Here is a 19,802-nt window from a genome sequence, read left to right as displayed (position 1 = left end):
CCGCAATCCGCGCAACGCTCGAACTGTCTTCTGCGGCATGGTGTTTCGCGGAGTGTGACGTGGACTCCCATCCTCGGTCGCGATGGCCGGCGCCCATGACTGCCTCCAACGCGATTGGCAGCAAAGCACTCCAGCGGATCCGGCCGGGGACCGAAGTGGCCGGCGGTTTCTTCCGCATGTGCGTGCTGACCGGCAAAGCCCTGCGACAGCCGTTCGAATGGCGTGAATTCATCTGGACCGGCTGGTTCCTCATGCGGGTATCGCTGCTGCCCACCATTGCGGTGTCCATACCGGAAACCGTGCTGCTCATCTTCACGCTCAACCTCCTGCTGGCCGAAATCGGCGCCGCCGACGTCTCCGGTGCCGGCGCCGCGATCGGCGCGGTCACCCAGCTCGGCCCGATCGTGACGGTGCTCGTGGTTGCCGGCGCCGGGGGCACCGCGATCTGCGCCGACCTCGGCGCGCGCACCATCCGCGAGGAAATCGATGCGCTCGAGGTGCTCGGCATCGACCCGATCCACCGGCTGGTGGTCCCCCGCGTCGTCGCCTCGACGATCGTTGCGGTCCTGCTCAACGGCCTCGTAGTCGCCGTCGGCCTGGGGGGCGGCTACCTGTTCAGCGTGTACCTGCAGAACGTCTCGAGCGGTGCGTATCTCTCCACGTTGACGGCGCTGACGGGCCTGCCCGAGGTGGTCATCGCGTTCATCAAAGCCGCGACGTTCGGGCTGATCGCCGGCCTGGTCGGCTGTTACCGCGGGCTGATCGTCCACGGCGGGTCCAAAGGTCTCGGCACCGCCGTCAACGAGACCGTGGTGCTCTGCTTCATCGCGCTGTTCGCGGTCAATGCGGCGCTGACCACCATTGGTGTCCGGTTCGGGACGGGGCGCTGACATGGCCGCGACGTCAGTGGCTACGCCGGCGCGTTTCCAATTTCCGCGGGCCACCCTCATCCGATACGGGGAAGCCCCGGTCCGGGGACTGGTCGAGATCGGGCAGATGGTCTGGTTCGCGATGACCGCGGTCGGGCAGATCCCCTTCGCCCTGCACCGCTACCGCAAAGAGCTGCTGCGGATAGTCGCCCAGATGGGAATGGGTAGCGGCGCGATGGCCGTGGTCGGCGGCACCGCCGCCATCGTCGGCTTCATCACCCTGTCCGCTGGCTCCCTGGTCGCCATCCAGGGCTACGCGACGCTGGGCAACATCGGCGTCGAGGCATTCACCGGATTTCTGGCCGCGCTGGTCAACGTCCGGTTCGTGGCGCCGGTGGCCGCCGGTCAGGCGCTGGCCGCCACGGTCGGCGCCGGCGCCACGGCCGAACTGGGCGCCATGCGCATCAGCGAGGAGATCGACGCGCTGGAGGTGATGAGCATCCGGTCGGTCGCCTACCTGGCGTCCACCCGGATCGTGGCGGGTCTCATCGTCATCATCCCGCTCTACGGGCTGGCGATCACCATGGCCTTCGCGTCCCAACAGGTCACCACCGTTTTCTTCTACGGGCAGTCCCCCGGCACGTACAACCACTACTTCCACACCTTCCTGCGCCTCAACGACGTGGGCTGGTCATTCGCGGAGGTGATCCTGGTTGCGGTGGTCGTGATGACCACCCACTGCTACTACGGCTACAACGCCAGCGGCGGGCCGGTCGGCGTCGGCGAAGCGGTCGGCCGGTCGATGCGGCTGTCGCTGATCACGATCGTCGTCGTGGTGGTGCTGACCGCGATGGCGGTCTACGGAAAAAGCCCGAACTTCAACCTCACGGTGTAACCGCCAATGACAATCCCTGCCCCGAAACCCAAGGAGAACCCGCCACGTATCCCGCCGTACAAGACGGCCGCCGTGGTGTTCTTGGTGGTCGCCGCGATGGTGTTGGCGTTGGTGTGGCTGCAGTTCCGGGGCCGGTTCACGCCGAAGACGCCCTTGACGATGATTGCTCCACGGTCGGGTTTGGTGATGGACACGGGGTCGAAGGTCACCTACAACGGGGTGGAAGTCGGTCGGGTGGCCCGGATTTCGGAGATCCAGCGCGATGGCACACCTGCGGCCCAGTTTGTCTTGGATGTCAATCCCAAGTACATCAACCTGATTCCGGCCAACGTGGATGCCAATATCAGGGCGACCACCGTGTTCGGCAACAAGTATGTCTCGTTGACATCGCCGAAAAATCCAACACCACAACGCATCACGCCGCAGCACGTGATCGACGCCAGGTCGGTGACGACGGAGTTCAACACCTTGTTTGGGACGATCACCTCGATCGCGGAGAAGGTGGACCCGGTCAAGGTGAACTTGACGCTGGCCGCGGCCGCGCAGGCACTGACCGGTTTGGGCGACAAGTTCGGGCAGTCGATCGTCAACGCCAACGCCATCCTCGATGACATCAATCCGCAGATGCCGCAGATCCGACATGACATTGCGCAGCTGGCGGCCCTGGGCGACACCTACGCCAGCGCGGCACCGGACCTGTTGGACTCCCTCAACAACGCCGTGATCACGGCGCGCACGCTGCACCGCCAAGAGGCCGACCTGGATGCCGCGCTGTTGGCCGCGGCCGGGTTGGGTAACACCGGGGAAGACATCTTCCGGCGTGGCGGGCCGTACCTGCAACGGGGGGCCGCCGATCTGGTGCCCACCGCCCGACTGCTCGACACCTACAGCCCCGAAATCTTCTGCACCATCCGCAATTACTACGACGAAGAACCCGCGGCCTATGCGACGACGGGTGGCGGTAACGGTTACGCGCTGAGAACCATGACCGAGCTGACGTCGGGATTGGGCGGCATCCTGACACTGCCGGGGCTGGCCGGCACCGTGGCCACGATGGGGCTGCTCGGGCTGGCCGGACTGGTCGGCGGGGCGCCGAATCCCTATGTGTTTCCGGACAATCTGCCGCGCGTGAACGCTCGCGGCGGGCCGGGCGGCGCGCCGGGATGCTGGCAGACCGTCACCCACGACCTGTGGCCCGCGCCCGAACTGGTGGTGGACACCGGCGCCAGTCTCGCTCCGTACAACCACCTGGAAACCGGCTCGCCGTACGCCATCGAGTACGTGTGGGGCCGCCAAGTCGGGGACAACACGATCAACCCATGAAGATCACCGGGTCCGCCATCAAACTCGGCATCGTCTCGCTGGTGCTGCTGCTCATCACCGCGTCAATCGTCGTCGTGTTCGCTCAGATGCGCTTCAACAGCACCAACAGCTATTCCGCCGAGTTCAACAATGCCAGCGGGCTCAAAGACGGTCAGTTCGTCCGCGCCTCCGGAGTGGAGGTCGGCAAGGTCAAAGCGGTGCAACTGGTCGACGGCGGCCGAAAGGCGGTGGTGAAGTTCGACGTCGACCGCTCGATAACGCTCTATCAGTCGACGACGGCGCAGATCCGTTATCTCAACCTGTTCGCCGATCGCTACCTGGAGCTCAAACGCGGCGAGGGAGAAGGCGCCGACCGGGTCCTGCCGCCGGGTGGCTTCATCCCGATGTCCCGCACGTCACCGGCGCTGGATCTCGACGCCCTGATCGGTGGTTTCAAGCCACTGTTCCGGGCCCTCGACCCAGAAAAGGTCAACACCATCGCGTCGGCGCTCATCACCGTGTTTCAGGGCCAGGGCGGCACCATCAACGACATCCTCGACCAGACCGCGCAATTGACCGCGCACATCGCCGAACGCGACCAGGCGATCGGCGAGGTGGTCAAGAACTTGAACGTGGTGCTGGACACCACGGTTCGGCATCGCAAGGAGTTCGACCAGACCGTCGACAACTTCGAGAAGCTGATCACCGGGCTGCAAAACCACGCCGACCCGCTGGCCGCCGGCACCGCGCACCTCAGCAATGCCGCCGGAACGGTGGCCGACCTGCTGGCCGACAACCGCGCCCTGCTGCACAAGGCGATCGACTACCTGCAGGCCCTCCAGCAGCCGCTCGTCGACCAGAAGGATCAACTCGGCGATCTGATCCACAAGACGCCCACCGCGCTCAACCTGATCGGGCGCAGCATCGGGCTCTACGGGGACTGGGTGAACTTCTACCTCTGCGACCTCACGATCAAGTGGAACGGGCTGCAGGCCGGCGGCCCGGTGCGCACGGTCCGGATCTGGCAGCAGCCCACCGGTAGGTGCACGCCGCAATGAGAACCCTGACGGAATTCAACCGCGCCCATGTCGGGCTGATGGGCATCACCGTGCTGGTGCTCGCGGTCGCCGTCGGCCAAAGCTTCACCAGCGTCCCGATGTTGTTCGCCAGTCCGAGCTACTACGGGCAGTTCACCGACACCGGCCAGCTGAACAAGGGCGACAAGGTGCGCATCTCCGGCGTGAACGTCGGCAAGGTGGAGGGGCTCGACATCGACGGCGACCACGTCCTCATCAAGTTTTCCATCGGCGGCAACACCATCGGCACCGAAAGCCGGCTCGCGATCAAGACCGATACCATCCTCGGCAAGAAGGTGCTCGAGATCGAGCCGCGGGGAAACCAGACGTTGCGGCCGCGGGGCGTTTTGCCGCTGGGCCAAAGCACCACGCCCTATCAGCTCTACGACGCGAACTTCGACATCACCAAGGCCGCCGCCGGCTGGGACATCGACACCGTCAAGCGGTCGCTGAACGTCTTGTCGCAGACCGTCGACCAGACCTACCCGCACCTGAGCGCCACCCTCGACGGCCTGGCCAAATTCTCCGACACCATCGGCAAACGCGACGAGCAGATCAAGCACCTGCTCGCCCAGGCCCATCAGGTTGCCAGCGTGCTCGGTGACCGCAGCGAACAGATCAACCGGCTCTTGGTCAACGCGAAGACGCTGCTGGCGGCGTTCAACGAACGCGGACGCGCCATTTCCGCTCTGCTGCAGAATGTTTCCGCCTTCTCGGCGCAGGTGCAGGGATTCATCAACGACAACCCGAACCTCAATCCGGTGCTGGAGCAGCTACGTGCCATCAGCGACGTGTTGGTGGCACGCAAAGACGACCTGGCTCAAACCCTCACGTACGTCAGCCAATTCGCCGCCTCGCTCGGTGAATCCGTCGCGTCGGGACCCTACTTCAAGATCGTCCTTTCCAACCTGCTGCCGTACTGGATCCTGCAGCCGTTCGTCGACGCCGCCTTCAAGAAGCGTGGCATCGACCCCGAGGACTTCTGGCGCAGCGCCGGGCTACCCGAGTTCCGCTGGCCCGACCCCAACGGCACCCGGTTCCCCAACGGTGCGCCGCCGCCCGCTCCCCCGGTGCTGGAAGGCACGCCGGACCATCCGGGCCCGGCCGTCCCCCCGGGCACGGCGTGTTCGTATACGCCGCCCGCCGGGGCGGCACCGCGGCCGTGGAACCCGTTGCCGTGCGCGGGCATAGACACCGGCCCCTTCGGTGGCAGCTTCCCGGCGCCGATCGACGTCCAGGCCTCGCCGCCGAACCCGAACGGCCTGCCACCGACACCGGGGATCGGGATCGCCGGGCGGCCGGGCGCGCCGCCCCCGGAGCTGCCGGGCACACCGGTGCCGCTGCCCACCCAGGCGCCGCCGGGCGCGCGCACCGAGAACCTGCAACCAGCCGGCCCCGTCCCGCCACCGTCGGCGTTCGCGCCCGGGCTGCCACCGGGGCCACCCGCGCCCGCGGGACCCGGCCAGCAGCTACCGGCCCCGTTCATCACACCGGGTGGCACGGGAGGAAGCGGCGCGGCGGGAGGTAGTCAGAATTGAGCACCGCCTTGAGTTTTCGCAACCTGCGGTCCCGGCGGGTCATCGGGGCGGTCGTCGTCGCGCTGGCTCTCCTGGCGGGGTTCGTCGGGTTGCGGCTGTACGACAAGTTCACCACCAACACCGTGGTCGCCTACTTCCCGTCGGCGAACGCGCTCTATGCCGGGGACAAGGTCCAGATCATGGGCGTTCGCGTCGGTTCGGTCGACAAGATCGAGCCGGCCGGCGACAAGATGAAGGTGACGTTTCACTACGACAACAAGTACAAGGTGCCCGCGAACGCGTCCGCCGTGATCGTGAACCCAACCCTGGTGGCGTCGCGCAACATTCAATTGGAGCCGCCCTACAAGGGCGGTCCGGTAATGGCCGACAACGCGGTGATTCCCCTCGAGCGCACGCAGGTGCCGACGGAGTGGGACCAACTGCGCGAAAGCGTCGCCAACGTCATCGACAAACTCGGGCCGACCCCCGAGCAGCCCAAGGGCCCGTTCGGTGAGGCCATCGAGTCGTTCGCGGACGGGCTGGCCGGTAAGGGCAAGCAGATCAACACGACGCTGAACAGCCTGTCGCAGGCGCTGACCGCGCTCAACGAGGGGCGCGGGGACTTCTTCGCGGTGGTACGCAGCCTGGCGCAGTTCGTCAACGCCTTGCACAAAGACGACCGGCAGTTCGTCGCGCTGAACGCCAACCTGGCCCAGTTCACCGACGAGTTGACCGGGTCCGACCGGGACCTCGCCAATGCGCTACAGCAGTTCGACAGCCTGCTGTCCACCCTACGCCCGTTCCTGGACAAGAACCGGCAGGTGTTGGCGCACGACGTCGACAATCTCGCCAACCTGACCACCACGCTGGTCCAGCCCGATCCACTGAACGGTTTGGAGACCGCGCTGCACGTGCTGCCGACGCTGGAGACGAACCTCAGCCAGATTTACCACCCGGCGCACGGCGCGGTCATGTCCATCCCGGCGATCCCGAACTTTGCCAACCCAATGCAGTTCGTCTGCAGCATGATTCAGGCGGGCAGCCGGCTCGGATACCAAGACTCGGCCGAACTGTGCGCCCAATACCTCGGGCCGGTTCTCGACGCGATCAAGTTCAACTACCTGCCGTTCGGGCTGAACCTGTTTTCCACCGCCGAGACGCTGCCGAAGGAAGTCGCCTACTCCGAGCCCCGGCTGCAGCCGCCCAACGGGTACAAGGACACCACCGTGCCCGGGATCTGGGTGCCCGACACCCCGTTGTCTCATCGGAACACCCAGCCCGGCTGGGTTGTCGCGCCCGGCATGCAGGGCACCCAGGTGGGACCGATCACCGGCGGCCTGTTGACCCCCGACTCGCTGGCCGAGTTGATGGGCGGCCCGGACACCGCGCCCCCGCCACCGGGGCTGCAGACGCCGCCGGGACCGCCGAATGCCTACGACGAGAAGCCCGTGTTGCCGCCGATCGGCGTGCAGGCCCCTCAGGTGCCGATCCCGCCGCCGCCACCGGCGCCGGGCGTGGTCCCCGGGCCGGTCGCCCCGACGCCCGCGCAGGTGGCGGCGACAGGGGCGGGATCGTGACCGCGTTGCGCGCGTTGGGAATTCGGGCCCGGCACCGGGCGCGGCAGGCGGTGGCGCTGCTGGCGGCCGCCGTGGCGCTGACGTCATGCGCCAAGTGGCACGGGATAGCGAACGTGCCGATGCCCGGCGGCCCGGGCAGCGGGCCCGGCAACTACACGATCTACGTCCAGATACCCGACACGCTGGCCCTGAACGACAACAGCCGGGTGCGGGTGGCCGACGTGTTCGTCGGCACGGTGCGCGCGATCAGCCTGAAGAACTGGGTGGCGACGCTGACGCTGCGTCTGGACAAGGGCGTCAAGTTACCCAAGAACGCGACGGCCAAGATCGGGCAGACCAGCCTCCTGGGCTCTCAGCACATCGAGCTGGCCGCGCCGCCCAATCCGTCCCCGCAGCTGCTGAAGGACGGCGACACCATCCCGCTGAGCAACGCGTCGGCCTATCCCACGACGGAGCAGACGCTGGCCAGCCTCGCCATGATCTTGCGCGGGGGCGGCATCCCGAACCTCGAAGTGCTGCAGAACGAGGTCTACAACATCGTCAACGGGCGGGCCGAGCCGATCCGCGCCTTCCTGGGCAAGCTGGACACCTTCACCGCCCGACTCGACGAGCAGCGGGCCGACATCACCCGGGCCATCGATTCCACCAACCGCCTGTTGGCGTACGTGGGCCCCCGCTCGGACGTTCTGGATCGGGTCCTCACCGAATTCCCGCCGCTGCTCAAGCATTTCGCCGACAAGCAGAGCCTTCTGATCAACGCCGTTGACGCGACGGGACGGCTCAGCCAGGTCGCGGACCAGTACCTGTCCGCCTCGCGGGGCGACCTCCACCAAGACCTGCTGGCGCTGCAGTGCCCGTTGCGGGAACTCGGCCGTGGCGCGCCGTATCTGATCCGGGCGCTCAAGCTGATCCTCGTCCGGCCGTTCGACATCGACGCCGTGCCGAAGGCATTCCGCGGCGACTACTTCAACCTGTCGCTGACGCTCGACCTGACCATGAGCTCCGTTGACAACGCGATCCTCACCGGGACGGGATTCTCCGGAGCGCTGCGCGCGCTCGAGCAGTCGTGGGGCCGCGACCCCGAAACGATGATCCCCGACGTGCGCTACACGCCGAATCCCAACGACGCCCCGGGTGGCCCGCTGGTGGAAAGGGCGGATCGGCAATGCTGACCCCTTTCATCAAGCGCCAGCTGATCCTGTTCACCGTCCTGTCCGCGATCACGGCGGTGGTGCTGGGCGGCTACTACCTGCAAATTCCCACCGCGGCGGGGATCGGCCAGTACACGCTGCACGCGGACCTGCCCGCGTCGGGCGGTCTGTACGAGACGGCCAACGTGGCTTATCGCGGCGAAACCATCGGCAAGGTCATCGCGGTGGAGCCGACCGAGACGGGCGCGCGGGTGACCATGCGGATCGCCGACCGTTACCGGATCCCGATCGACGCGTCGGCGAACGTGCATTCGGTGTCGGCGGTCGGCGAGCAGTATCTGGATCTGGTGTCGACGGGGAACCCGGGCAAGTACTTCGCGGCCGGACAGACCATCACCCGCGGCACCGTGCCCACCGAGATCGGCCCGGCGGTGGATGCCGCCAACCGCGGGCTGGCCGCGTTGCCCAAGGACAAGATCGCCTCGCTGCTTGACGAAACGGCCCAAGCGGTAGGCGGATTGGGCCCCGCCCTGCAGCGTTTGGTCGATGCGACGCAGGCGATCGCCGGCGACTTCAAGACCAACATCTCCGATGTCAACGACATCATCCAAAACTCCGGGCCGATCATCGACAGCCAGGTCGATTCGGCTGACTCGATCCAGCGCTGGTCGCACAACCTCGACATCCTGGCCGCGCAGAGCGCGGGAAACGACCAGCACGTGCGCAGCATCCTGACGCAGGGTGCGCCGACCGCCGATCAGGTCAACGCGGTGTTCGGCGACGTGCGCGAATCGCTGCCGCAGACGCTGGCGAACCTCGAGATCGTGCTGGATATGCTCAAGCGCTACCACAAGGGCGTCGAGCAATTGCTGGTCGCCTATCCGCAGGGCGCCTCGGAGGGCCAGACGGTGACGACACCCTTCCCGGGCTACGCCTCGCTGGGCACCTCGCTGACGATCAACCAGCCCCCGCCCTGTCTGACCGGGTTTCTCCCGGCCGCCGAGTGGCGGTCGCCGGCGGATACCAACCTGGCGCCGATGCCGTCCGGAACCTATTGCAAGATCCCGCAAGACGAGCCGGCCAACGCTGTGCGCGGGGCACGCAACCTGCCGTGCGTCGACGTCCCGGGTAAACGTGCGGCGACGCCCCGGGAGTGCCGCGACCCCAACCCGTACGTTCCGTTGGGCACCAACCCGTGGTACGGCGACCCCAACCAGATCCTGACCTGCCCTGCCCCGGCGGCGCGCTGCGACCAACCGGTGAAACCGGGTCAGGTGATCCAGGCGCCGTCGGTCGACAACGGGCTCAACCCGGCGCCCTCGGACCGGATCGCGGGCACCCCGCCGCCCGTCAGCGATGTCTTGCAGCGGCCGGGATCGGGGACGGTGCAGTGCAACGGGCAGCAGCCCAACCCCTGCGTCTATACCCCCAACGGGCCTCCCGCCGCCGTTTACAGCCCCCAGAGCGGCGCGCTGGTCGGCCCCGACGGCATCAAGTACGCGGTCGAAAACTCGACCAAAACCGGCGACGACGGGTGGAAGGACATGCTGGCCCCGCCGCGCTGACCCGCGGCGGCTCACTCCCGTTGATTTACAACGCTTTTCACTGCGTTGCAACCCGTCAACGACGGAAGTCGCGCGGCCCACGGGGCGGTCCCGCCTGCCCTGCCCGCCCGCTCGGCCGAAGTTTGACACTGACCGCACGTACAGTCATATACTGGCAGGACCGGTGCCGCGCCGCGGCCGCCGGGGGACCCTGGCAAGATCGGAGCGAAATGCCGGAAGTGATTGGCCTGGGCCAACTCCGGAGCGACGCGTGTGCGTATCTTGAGCGGGTAGTAGCCGGGGAGGCGATCGACGTGGTCCGTCGCGGCAAATTGGTGGCACGCATCGTGCCCGTCGGCGACTGGCGGGTGGCCCCGATCCCGGCGCGATCGATCAAAAGTTCTGCGCCGGAGACTGGTGGCTGGGTTGGGCTCGAGGAACTGCGAACGCGCGCCGGGCGCTGCTTCGATCGGGTTGCCGCCGGCGAGACCATCTATGTCGTGCGTGGCGGCAAGCTACTGGCGCGGATCGTGTCGGCCGGTGCCCCACCGCTGACCCCGCGGCCGGCCGACGCCGGGCGGCGAATCGACCTCGATGAGCTGCGAAAGCGCGCCGGGCGTTATTTCGACCAGGTCGCGGCGGGGCAGACGATCGAGGTCAGCCGCGGCGGCAAGCTGGTTGCCCACATCGTGGCAGCCGGCGGGAACGCCGCGCGCAAAGGGGCCTGAGGGCTCAGTCACCGCCGCGCCGGTGGGCCGCGGCTTGCATTTGGCGACACCGGCACGTCGTGCGCCGATAGATGTGGGTAGGCTACCCTAAGCAATACATAGGAAGGCTTGCTTACCCGTGCCGCTGAGGTTCCCATTTCATCCCCACGCCGATCCGTCCCGCCGCGCCTGGCTGCCATGCCCGAATTGCGGCTGGGGCCGCAACAAGTGCTCCGAATGCCGCAGTCGCCGCAACTGCGGCGCGCACTGGCAATACTTGCTCAGCAATCGCGCGACGCTGGTCAACCTGCAATGCCCGGGCTGCGCCAACGTGTGGTCGACGGATACCCGCAACCGCTAGGGCTGCGCGAATGGGTCGTCGGGCAGCGGGCGCCGGCAGACCGCGCGCGCCTCGTCGGCGCTGAGCCCGAACAGGCGCAGCACGCTCTCGGTGACGCTGTCGGCGTCCCGAGCGTCGTCGCGATCGGGGTTGTCACGCAACAGCTTTCCGAGCCCGAGCAGCGCGCCGCCGGCGGTCGCGAGGGCGAGTTCGGCGTCGTCGATCGTGAATCTCCCGGCGTCGGCGCCGGCCTTGATGTCCCGCAACGCCCGGGGCGCCAGGCCGCGATCGGACGAAAGCAGCGCCGGCCCGTTGGCCAAGAGGATCTCGCTTTCCCGCGGGCGGCGGCGAAACAGGCGGCCGGTCAGCCGGAAACTGGTGGCAAACGTTTCCGCGGGGTCGTCGATCGACTCGGTGAGCCGGTCCAGCATCGCTCCGTAGGCATCCAGCACGTCGGTGACCGCGGCCTCGAACAACTGCTCCTTGCTGTCGAAGTGGTTGTAGAACGATCCCATTCCGACGTCGGCCAGCCGGGTGATCTCCAGGACCGGCACGTTGAGCCTGCCCTCGGCGATCAGCCGCTGGGCGGCCCCGATCAGCGCCGCCCTGGTGCGCTGTTTGCGTCTTTCCAGGCGGCTGGGCGGCTCCGGACCCTCAGGCATCGCGCTCATCCTTAGCAGTATGCCTCACTTCTGAGGATTTCGTCAGTAACTCTTGCCAAGCGGCCTTCCATATGTGACGATTTCGTCAGTTAGTTTGGAGACGGCATGAATTTGACGCATACCCACCGGCACCTGCACAGCGAGCAGGGGGCGCTGCGCGGCGAACACCCCGGGCGGTCCCGCAACCCGGTGATCAAGGTCGCCGACATCGCCTGGCTGGAGTTCGAGAAGCCCGACCTGACGCGCGCGGAAGCGTTCGCCCGCGCCTTCGGGTTCCACACGGCGCGGCACGACCCCGGCGAGCTGCACCTGCGCGGCACCCGGGCGGGCGGTCCGTGCGTCATCCTGCGCCGCGGTCCGCGCACCCGCTTCACCGGCGTGGCGTTCCGGGCCCGCGACGAGGGCGACCTGCTGCGCCTGGCCGACCAATCCGGTGCGTCCCCGCGGCCCCTTCCGGAGAGCATCGGCGGCCTGTCGGTCGACCTGATCGACCCCAGCGGCATGCCGGTCCGTGTCGTCGCGGGCACGCACGAGCTCCCCGAGCTTCCGGGCCAGCAGCCCCACCTCTTCAATTTCGGCGATGAGACGCGGCGCACCAACGCCGGTCAGCGGCCCCCGCGGGTGCCGGCGCGGGTGCAGCGGCTGGGCCACCTGGTGATTCAGTCGACGAAGTACCTCGAGGCGCTGGACTGGTATCTGGACAATCTCGGCCTGATCGTCAGCGACTTCCTGTTCTTCCCGGGCCAGCGCCACCGGGGGCCGACGATGAGCTTCATCCGTTGCGATCGGGGTTCCACCCCGACCGATCATCACACGCTGGCGATGGCGCTGGGCCCGGCCAACCGCTACGTGCACTCGGCATATGAGGTCAGCGACCTCGACGCCCTGGCCGCCGGCGGCGAATACCTCAACGAGCGTGGTTACCTGCGATCCTGGGGAATCGGCAGGCACATCCAGGGCAGCCAGATCTTCGACTACTGGCGCGACCCCGACGGTTTCCTGGTCGAGCACTTCGCCGACGGCGATCTGTTCGACGACACGCTCGAGCCGGGCTGGGCGCCCTTCACCGCGTCCGGACTCGCGCAGTGGGGGCCGCCGGCGACCAAGGACTTCCTTGGGACCGACCTGAAATCCGCTCGCCGCGAACTGGTGTCGATGATCAGCGCGCTGCGTTCCCGCAACGAATTCGATGTCAACCGCCTCGTCGGACTACTGAAAGTGCCCACCTCATGACCGTTTCCGTGCTGCACACCGCGTCTGAAGCCGGCCACTCCTGGTGGGTCAAGACCGCCAACGGCGCCGCGAAGATCGACACCGCCGCCACCACCACGGCCGGGCTGCTGGCCGACCGGGCGGCGATCCAGGCGGCCGCCGCGAGCACCGACACCGTCGCCGTGGAAGGCCTCAAGCCGATCTCACCGGTGACCAGGCCGTGCCGGGTGGTGGCCCAGATGACCAACTTCGAGTCGCATGTCAGGGACGCGGGCATGGACCCGGCGTCGGTTCCGCTCACCTTCTTCCGCAAGGCGTCGGCGTCGATCAACGGGCCTTTCGACGACATCGTCAAACCCGCGCACGTCCGGCTGCTCGACTACGAGGTGGAGATCGGGTTGGTCATCGGGCGGCAGATCCCCATCGGCACAACGATTTCCGACGCCAACCTCGCCGATTACATCGCCGGGCTGGTGGTCACCAACGACGTATCGGCGCGGGATATCCAGCTTCCGCAGACCCAGTTCTACGAGGCCAAGTCCTACCCGACGTTCACGCCGGTCGGACCCGAGCTGGTCCTGCTGACGGCCGACGAACTGAGCCGGTTCGGCGACCTGCGGCTGCGCCTGAGCGTCAACGGCCGCGAGCGCCAGAACGCGCTCGTCGAGGGCGACATGTTGTACCGGCCGCTGGAGGCGCTGCAATCGCTCACCCAGTTCCAGGAGCTCGCCCCCGGCGACCTGATCCTCACGGGCACCCCGGTCGGCACCGCGCTGAGCGCCCCGCCCAAGCCGATGCAAATGGTCGCGAACCTCTTGCCGCCGGCGGTGAAGTGGAAGTTGTTCTTCTCGCGCCAGGCCGGCAACCGGGACTATCTGCAGGACGGCGATGTCGTGGAGGCGTCGGTCGCCACCGATGACGGAGCCATCGATCTCGGAACCCAGCGCGCCAAGGTCCGATTCGGATGAGCGACAACGCCGTCCGGCGTGTCCCGGTCGTCATCGTCGGCGCCGGGCCCACCGGCATCACCGCCGCCACGCTGTTGGCGCAGCACGGGGTGCAGTGCCTCGTCCTCGACCGCTGGCACGGGGTCTACCCACAGCCGCGCGCCGTGCACCTGGACGACGAGATCTACCGAATCGTCGCCCGCCTCGGCTTCGCCGACGAGTTCGCCGCGACGTCATGGCCGACGCTGGGTTTGCGCCTGGTGGACAACCGATCCGGACGTTCGCGGGTACTCGCCGAGTTTCATCGCGACCCGGCCCGAAGCCCGAACGGCTTCCCGCAGGCCAACATGTTCGATCAACCGGAATTCGAAGCGCTGCTGCGCGCCAACCTCAAGCGGTACCCCAACGCCCAGTTACGCGGGGACGCCGAGGTCACCTGGCTGACCGAGGACGAAAGAGGCGTGCGCGTCACCTTTACCGATCGCTCCGATGGCTGCGTGCACCAGATCGACGCCGACTACCTGCTGGGCTGCGACGGGGCCAACAGCCTGGTGCGCGCGCAGATCGGCTCGGCCATGGCGGATTTGAAGTTCGAGCAGCGCTGGCTGGTCGTCGACGTGGCCTGCGATGCGGATCTGCGGCAGTGGGAGGGCGTGCACCAGGTGTGCGACCCGGTGCGCGCGGGGACCTACATGCGTATCGGACCGGGGCGCTACCGGTGGGAATTCCGGTTGTTGGCCGGCGAAAGCGCCGACGACTTCAAGACCCTGGACGCGCTGCGACCGCTGATCGCACCGTGGACCGCGCACGTCGCGAGCAGCGAACTGACGCTGCTGCGGGTCGCCGAGTACACGTTCCGCGCCCAGCTCGCCGACCGGTGGCGCCGCGGGAACATCTTCATCCTCGGCGACGCCGCGCACCTCACTCCCCCGTTCATCGGGCAGGGCATGGGCGCGGGCATGCGCGACGCGGCCAACCTCGCCTGGAAGATCGCCGGGGTGCGGGATGGCACGTTGGCCGCCGACGTCCTGGACACCTATGAGCGCGAGCGCAAACCGCACGCGCAGCACATGATTCGGCTGGCGCTGGGCGTCGGCTGGGCGATGACCGGCGGCGGCCGGTTGGGCGACGTGGCGCGCCGGGTCGTGCTGCCCCGGCTGCGGCTGATTCCCGGCCTGCGCGACAAGGTGGTCGACTCGACCACCCCACCGCTGCGCGCCTCCGCGCTCGTGTGCAGGTCCCGCCGGCCGCGACAGCTCGCCGGCACGCTGTGCCCAAACCCGTTGCTGCCCAGCGGAAAGCGGCTCGACGACGCGATCGGCACCGGTTTCGCGCTGATCGCCACCGGCTGCCCCGGAGCCGCCGACCAAGAGCTGTTACGCCGGCGCGGCGTCGCCGTCGTGCCCGCGGAACCCGGCAGCGCGCTGGAGGCGTGGCTGCGCCGGGGCCGCGCCAACGCCGCGTTGGTGCGGCCCGACCGGACGGTCATGCGCGCCGGGCGCGACCTTGCGGCGCTGTGCGCCTGGACCGGCAGCGTCTTGCACGGCGGCTAGATCGGCGAGCGCCGGCAGGCGAAAGGCTAGGACTCCGACGGCCTGGCGACGATGACCGGTACCCGCACGGAGTGCAGGACGGTATTGCTCACCGAGCCGAGCAGCATGCCGGTCAGACCGCCCCGGCCGTGGCTGCCCAGGACGACGAGCTGGGCGGAGGCCGCCTCGTCGATGAGGTGGCGCGCCGGGCGATCGCGGACGACGAGGCGATGCACCGTCACGTCCGGGTAGCGTTCCAGCCAACCCGCCAGGCTCTCGGCGAGGCTGCGCTGCGCCTCCTCCTCCACCGTCGCCCAATCCAGATACGGAACTTCGGTCGTGACGTCGCTCCAGGCGTGCAGGGCGACGAGGTCGACGCCGCGGCGCGAGGCTTCGTCGAACGCAAGCCCCGTCGCGCGTTCGGAAATGAGGGAGCCGTCGACCCCAAGGAGCACGGGGCCGTCCTGCCGGTCGGCCAGGCCCTCGTCGTGAACGACGGCGACCGGGCTTTTCGCGTGCCGCACCACCGTCGAACTGACCGAACCGAGCACGCCGCGGGCCAACAATCCCCGTCCGGAGGTCCCCACGACGATCATTTCCGCCTCGTCGGACATGTTGATCAGCGCCGGCGCGGGACTCGAATACACCAACTCCCGGCCGATCGCGACCTTTGCGTCGGCCGGCATCGCGTCCTCGGCAATCTTGACCGCGTGCATGATGGCCTTTTTGCCGTCGTCCTCCAGCCGTACCACCAAGGCTTCGGGATACGGCACCGGCGGATAGGTGGCGGTGGGGGTGGCCACCGCGTGGACGACTGTCAGTGGAACGTTTCTCATTGCCGCGTCGCGGGCCGCCCAGGAGGCGGCCGCATCGGCTGCCGGCGAGCCGTCGACCGCGACGACGATGCCCAGCCGCTTCGTAGTTGTCGACACTTGGTTTCTCCCTTCGTCGACAGCGACGCTATCGGGCGGCGGGCCGTCGGTCGTGAGGCTTTAGTCCTCAACCGCTGAGCCGGAGGACCGTCGGTGGAACCCCTTGGGGCAGTTGGTTTGCCCGAGGGCGACGGAAGTCGTCCCGAAGTAACCGTCTCGTCACCGGTGAGTCGGGCAACGTTCAGATCTGGCGCCGTTGCAGCCGCGCGATGATCCAGAACGGTAGCGCCACGAAGAGTGTGCCGCCGATGAAATTGCCCACGGTAGTGATGCCGATGTTGGTGAGCAAGCCGTCGTGCCCGAAGCCCCAGCTGATTCCGGCGCGTGGCGCGCCGGGGTGAAACAGGTTGAGCAGCAGGGGAAGCCCGAGGAAGCCCACGTTCGCGATCACGTGCTGGGTGCCGCCGATCACAAACGCGAACGGCCCGTAGAACGCGAATGCCATCCGCGCCACGTCGCTGCGGGCCTTGAAGAACATGCACATCGCGGTCTGCAGGAACCAGGTGCACACAACGGCGAGCAACAGCGCGGTCCAGAACGGCTGGCCGGCCTTCAGGGCGCCGACGGTCGCCGCTCGCTCGGCGAAGGCACCCAGGTACGGGCCTCCCGCGGCGCCACAGATCGTGACGAACACGAAGGCGCCGAGGATATTGCCGATGAGGCCGACGACGATCAGAAACGCGTACGCGCCGAGGCTCATGCCGCGTTTCAACACGGCGAGCAACCCGGCGGCCATGTCGGCGGTGATCAGCGACGTGCCGGAGACCAGGATCAGGACGAAGGACATCCCGAACGCCAAGCCCATCAGCAGGCTCGCGACGCCCGGTGTCTTGACCCCGGTACTGACGACCAATGCGAGCAGCGCCCCGAAAGCCACCATCGCGCCGCCGACCAGCGAGCGCATGAAAAACGCCCAGGGGTGCGCGGCCTTTTCCACCGCCATGCCGGCTACCCGGTCCACCATGGCGCCCACGCTCAGCGGCTCAAAGGGGTCCTCGGCGGTGAGCTTGGAGGGCAAGGAAACCACCGTGTCCTCCGTCGGCACCCGTGTTTCCAGTTGCGGCGCCCGCGCATCGATTGTCATACCTGTCGGCCCTTCTTGAAGTCGTTGATCGCGTTGATGACTCGGGAAACGTCCTCGTCGCCGAGCTTCTCCCCGTCGAACACATGGTTGAGCAGGATCTTGAGGTCGAGCATTTGTTGCAGATAGACGAGGCACGGCGGGCACTCCTCGAGGTGCTTGGCGACGATCGGTCCCCATCGCTTCGGGTCGGAGTCGACGAGCTCGTCGACGAGCCGGACGAAGTCGACGCAGTCGATGGCGGGGACTGTGTTGTCGTAGACGGTCATCGTCGATACCGCTTTTCCAATTCGTTTCGGAGATTTCCCCGGGCGCGGTAGAGCAGAGCGCGCTGGGCCTCGGCGGACAGCTCGAGGATGTCGGCGGCCTCGTCGGCCGGCATGCCTACGAGGTCTCGCAGGATGACCAGCTGTCGCTGCCGCTCCGGCAACGCATCCAGCGCCGCGCGCACGAATCCGACGACCTCGCTCGCTACGGTTTGGTCCTCGGGCAGAAAGCGCCGCGACGGCGGAGCGCTCCAGTGCCCGGCATCCGGATGCCCCGCGGGGTGCATCCGGCCCGACAGCGGATCGGCGCCTTCGGCGCCCGCGGCGGCGAGCACCTCGTGGTCGCGAATGCGCGACTCGCGCCGCCGGTGCCGCGAGGCGGTGTTCTTGACGATCCCGAACAACCAGGTGCCCACCGAGGAACGCCCCTCGAACGAATCCGATGACTGCAAAACCTGCACCCAGGCCTCCTGCACCGCCTCTTCGGCCACCACCGTCGAATTGACCATGGTCCGAGCGAAATTCACCATCGGGCCGTGGAAGTCGCGGACCAGCCTGGCCAGCGGGATCCCGCCAACCAGGTGTTCGGATTCGGTGCCCTCCGGTGGCACCACCACCGGAGTCACCACCGTCCGACACTCAGGCGCATCCGGCCAGTTCCCAGCGCAGTTGCCCTTCCGACGGAGACTGGACGGGGATGAACGCCGCCTCGCGGTATCGTCGACTCGCCGACGTCCTGCTCGCGTACCCCTTGCCCCCGGCGGTCCGGATCTCCAAATCGGCGCTGGCGCTGGACAGTTCCGCGGCAGCGAGCCGCAGCGACAGCAGCTCTTTCTTCGTGGGCGCCGTCGTCCCACCGACGGCGGCGGCCAGCCGCGCCAACGTTGCCTCCGCGGCGGCGAGCCTTTCGGCGATCCGGTCGACGTCGGTGGCGAAAACGGCGTTAACCCCCGTCAGGCCTTGCCTGCTTTGTTCCACGGTGGTCCTCGTCAGGCCCAGACACATGGCCGATTGCAGCACAAGGAAAGTCGGGCGCACCGCGCGCAGAAACCCGTCGAAGTCTCGCGACAGCACTTGCGCCGCAGGCACGTGCGCCCCCTGCAGCTGCAGGTACGACGAGGCGGTGCTACCCATTGCCAACAAGTCGAAGTGATCCCCCACGACGACGCCGGGTGTGCTCAACGGCAGTGCCACGATCAGCTTTTCACCGCCATCGGCGCGGGCCGCGGTGACCATCATCGAGTCGGCGAAGAGGTTGCTGGCCCACCTGATCGGGCCGGACACCTCGTAGCCGTCGTCGACGGGTGTCGCCGTCAATTCCAGGCTCCCGCAACCCGCGGCTTCCTTGAATGCCGCAGCCATGCCGGTGACCCCGAGCGCGGTCCCGGCAAGCAGCGGCTCTGCGGCTGCCGCGCTGAAAGGTGTTGCGGCGGTGAGCAAGTACTCCACCGCCATCCGGTGGGCCCACAACGAGAAGCCGGTGCTCATGCACTCTCCGGAGATCCGCCGGATGATGTCGGCCATGTCGGGGAGCCTGCCGTCGGCGTTGCCCGGTGCGCCGACACCCAGGAGTCCGGCCGCGCCCAGCGCGGCGAAGCTGCGCCGTGAGTGATGCTCGCCGCGGTCCAGTGCCCCCGCGTGGGCCCGGATGTCCTCTAACAATTCGAGATCCAATTGGCCGGCCTCGGGATCCATGGTCGCCGTCATTTCGTTACCTCCTGGGCCTGCCGGGCAGCGTGCTGCCACGCGTAATCGAGGAACTTTCCGTCGAACGTGACGACCACCCTGTCGCCGGCCGGGTGCGGGCGTCGTTCAACGCTCATCTGGAAGTTGATGGCGCTCATGATGCCGTCACCGAATTCCTCGTGAATGAGTTCTTTGATGGCCGGACCGTAGACCGCCAGCGCCTCATGAAAGCGGTAGATCGTGGGATCGTGGGCGGTCCCCGGTTCGGATCCTCGATACGGCACGAGTTGCAGAACCGCGACCGCCTCATCGTCGAGGTCGAGCAGCGCTGCGACGGTTGCTGCGTCGCCGGCCGAAAGGGGGTGCTGGCCAAGCAGGGCGGCGACCGCCCACACCGGGTCCTTGCCGATCGATTCGGCGATCTTCGCCCAGGTCAAACCGTGCCTGACGCGAGCCAGCGCGATGACCTGCGCGAGGTCACCCTTCGTCAGTGTTGTTGCCACAGT

At 67.6% G+C, this 19,802-nt stretch carries 19 protein-coding genes; 12 read left to right on the top strand and 7 right to left on the bottom strand.

Annotation, left to right across the window (positions count from 1 at the left end; genetic code table 11):
• Nucleotides 1–176: 176 nt before the first annotated feature.
• The 9 genes from MTAB308_RS00490 (at nt 177) to MTAB308_RS00450 (ending at nt 10,659) form a co-directional block, all read left to right on the top strand.
• Nucleotides 177–890: an MlaE family ABC transporter permease gene (locus tag MTAB308_RS00490; RefSeq protein ID WP_369829138.1), complete on the top strand. Its 714-nt coding sequence runs from the start codon at nt 177–179 to the stop codon at nt 888–890.
• 1 nt (nt 891) lies between these two features.
• Nucleotides 892–1,764: an MlaE family ABC transporter permease gene (locus MTAB308_RS00485; protein WP_077096847.1), complete on the top strand. Its 873-nt coding sequence runs from the start codon at nt 892–894 to the stop codon at nt 1,762–1,764.
• Nucleotides 1,765–1,770: 6 nt separating this feature from the next.
• Nucleotides 1,771–3,087 (top strand): MCE family protein, encoded by a 1,317-nt coding sequence (locus tag MTAB308_RS00480; protein ID WP_077096845.1) that lies wholly within the window; start codon nt 1,771–1,773, stop codon nt 3,085–3,087.
• On the top strand, nt 3,084–4,124 hold the full coding sequence (locus MTAB308_RS00475) for a virulence factor Mce family protein (protein ID WP_077096843.1): 1,041 nt from the start codon (nt 3,084–3,086) through the stop codon (nt 4,122–4,124). Before MTAB308_RS00480 ends, MTAB308_RS00475 begins: the two co-directional genes overlap by 4 nt.
• A complete protein-coding gene (locus MTAB308_RS00470) occupies nt 4,121–5,680 on the top strand; it encodes a virulence factor Mce family protein (RefSeq protein ID WP_077096841.1) in 1,560 nt (519 codons plus the stop codon). The genes MTAB308_RS00475 and MTAB308_RS00470 overlap by 4 nt, the downstream gene beginning before the upstream one ends.
• Nucleotides 5,677–7,236, top strand: a complete 1,560-nt coding sequence (locus MTAB308_RS00465; RefSeq protein WP_077096839.1) for a virulence factor Mce family protein — start codon at nt 5,677–5,679, stop codon at nt 7,234–7,236. Before MTAB308_RS00470 ends, MTAB308_RS00465 begins: the two co-directional genes overlap by 4 nt.
• Nucleotides 7,233–8,408, top strand: coding sequence for a virulence factor Mce family protein (locus MTAB308_RS00460; protein WP_425436161.1), 1,176 nt, complete (start codon nt 7,233–7,235; stop codon nt 8,406–8,408). Before MTAB308_RS00465 ends, MTAB308_RS00460 begins: the two co-directional genes overlap by 4 nt.
• Nucleotides 8,402–9,952 carry an MCE family protein gene (locus MTAB308_RS00455; protein ID WP_077096837.1) on the top strand — a complete coding sequence of 517 codons (1,551 nt, stop codon included), beginning with the start codon at nt 8,402–8,404 and terminating at the stop codon, nt 9,950–9,952. The genes MTAB308_RS00460 and MTAB308_RS00455 overlap by 7 nt, the downstream gene beginning before the upstream one ends.
• A gap of 209 nt (nt 9,953–10,161) precedes the next feature.
• Nucleotides 10,162–10,659 carry a type II toxin-antitoxin system Phd/YefM family antitoxin gene (locus MTAB308_RS00450; RefSeq protein ID WP_157900878.1) on the top strand — a complete coding sequence of 166 codons (498 nt, stop codon included), beginning with the start codon at nt 10,162–10,164 and terminating at the stop codon, nt 10,657–10,659.
• A gap of 336 nt (nt 10,660–10,995) precedes the next feature.
• On the opposite strand, the gene MTAB308_RS00440 is transcribed toward MTAB308_RS00450, so the two are convergent.
• Nucleotides 10,996–11,640, bottom strand: a complete 645-nt coding sequence (locus MTAB308_RS00440; RefSeq protein ID WP_425436160.1) for a TetR/AcrR family transcriptional regulator — start codon at nt 11,638–11,640, stop codon at nt 10,996–10,998.
• 105 nt (nt 11,641–11,745) lie between these two features.
• Here MTAB308_RS00440 and MTAB308_RS00435 point away from each other — a divergent pair, with 105 nt between their 5' ends.
• From MTAB308_RS00435 to mhpA, 3 genes are read left to right on the top strand one after another with little or no spacing between them, the layout of a single operon-like run.
• A complete protein-coding gene (locus MTAB308_RS00435; RefSeq protein ID WP_077096831.1) occupies nt 11,746–12,873 on the top strand; it encodes a VOC family protein in 1,128 nt (375 codons plus the stop codon).
• Nucleotides 12,870–13,820 (top strand): fumarylacetoacetate hydrolase family protein, encoded by a 951-nt coding sequence (locus MTAB308_RS00430; protein ID WP_077096829.1) that lies wholly within the window; start codon nt 12,870–12,872, stop codon nt 13,818–13,820. The genes MTAB308_RS00435 and MTAB308_RS00430 overlap by 4 nt, the downstream gene beginning before the upstream one ends.
• The gene (gene mhpA, locus MTAB308_RS00425; protein ID WP_077096827.1) at nt 13,817–15,352 is read left to right on the top strand and encodes a bifunctional 3-(3-hydroxy-phenyl)propionate/3-hydroxycinnamic acid hydroxylase MhpA; all 1,536 of its coding nucleotides are present in this window, start codon (nt 13,817–13,819) and stop codon (nt 15,350–15,352) included. The genes MTAB308_RS00430 and mhpA overlap by 4 nt, the downstream gene beginning before the upstream one ends.
• A gap of 26 nt (nt 15,353–15,378) precedes the next feature.
• On the opposite strand, the gene MTAB308_RS00420 is transcribed toward mhpA, so the two are convergent.
• The 6 genes from MTAB308_RS00420 to cynS form a co-directional block, all read right to left on the bottom strand.
• Nucleotides 15,379–16,263: a universal stress protein gene (locus MTAB308_RS00420; protein WP_077096824.1), complete on the bottom strand. Its 885-nt coding sequence runs from the start codon at nt 16,261–16,263 to the stop codon at nt 15,379–15,381.
• Nucleotides 16,264–16,444: 181 nt separating this feature from the next.
• Nucleotides 16,445–17,347, bottom strand: a complete 903-nt coding sequence (locus MTAB308_RS00415) for a formate/nitrite transporter family protein (RefSeq protein ID WP_077096822.1) — start codon at nt 17,345–17,347, stop codon at nt 16,445–16,447.
• Entirely contained in the window at nt 17,344–17,613 is a 270-nt protein-coding gene (locus MTAB308_RS00410) for a hypothetical protein (protein ID WP_077096819.1), read from the bottom strand. Before MTAB308_RS00410 ends, MTAB308_RS00415 begins: the two co-directional genes overlap by 4 nt.
• Nucleotides 17,610–18,239, bottom strand: coding sequence for an RNA polymerase sigma factor (locus MTAB308_RS00405; RefSeq protein ID WP_077096817.1), 630 nt, complete (start codon nt 18,237–18,239; stop codon nt 17,610–17,612). Before MTAB308_RS00405 ends, MTAB308_RS00410 begins: the two co-directional genes overlap by 4 nt.
• A gap of 10 nt (nt 18,240–18,249) precedes the next feature.
• Nucleotides 18,250–19,317, bottom strand: a complete 1,068-nt coding sequence (locus tag MTAB308_RS00400) for an acyl-CoA dehydrogenase family protein (RefSeq protein ID WP_077096815.1) — start codon at nt 19,315–19,317, stop codon at nt 18,250–18,252.
• Nucleotides 19,314–19,799 carry a cyanase gene (gene cynS / locus MTAB308_RS00395; protein WP_077096813.1) on the bottom strand — a complete coding sequence of 162 codons (486 nt, stop codon included), beginning with the start codon at nt 19,797–19,799 and terminating at the stop codon, nt 19,314–19,316. Before cynS ends, MTAB308_RS00400 begins: the two co-directional genes overlap by 4 nt.
• Between the last annotated feature and the right edge of the window lie 3 nt (nt 19,800–19,802).

The organism is Mycobacterium terramassiliense (genome assembly GCF_900157385.1).
Lineage (GTDB): Bacteria > Actinomycetota > Actinomycetes > Mycobacteriales > Mycobacteriaceae > Mycobacterium > Mycobacterium terramassiliense.
This window is presented reverse-complemented; position numbering and strand designations above follow the sequence as displayed.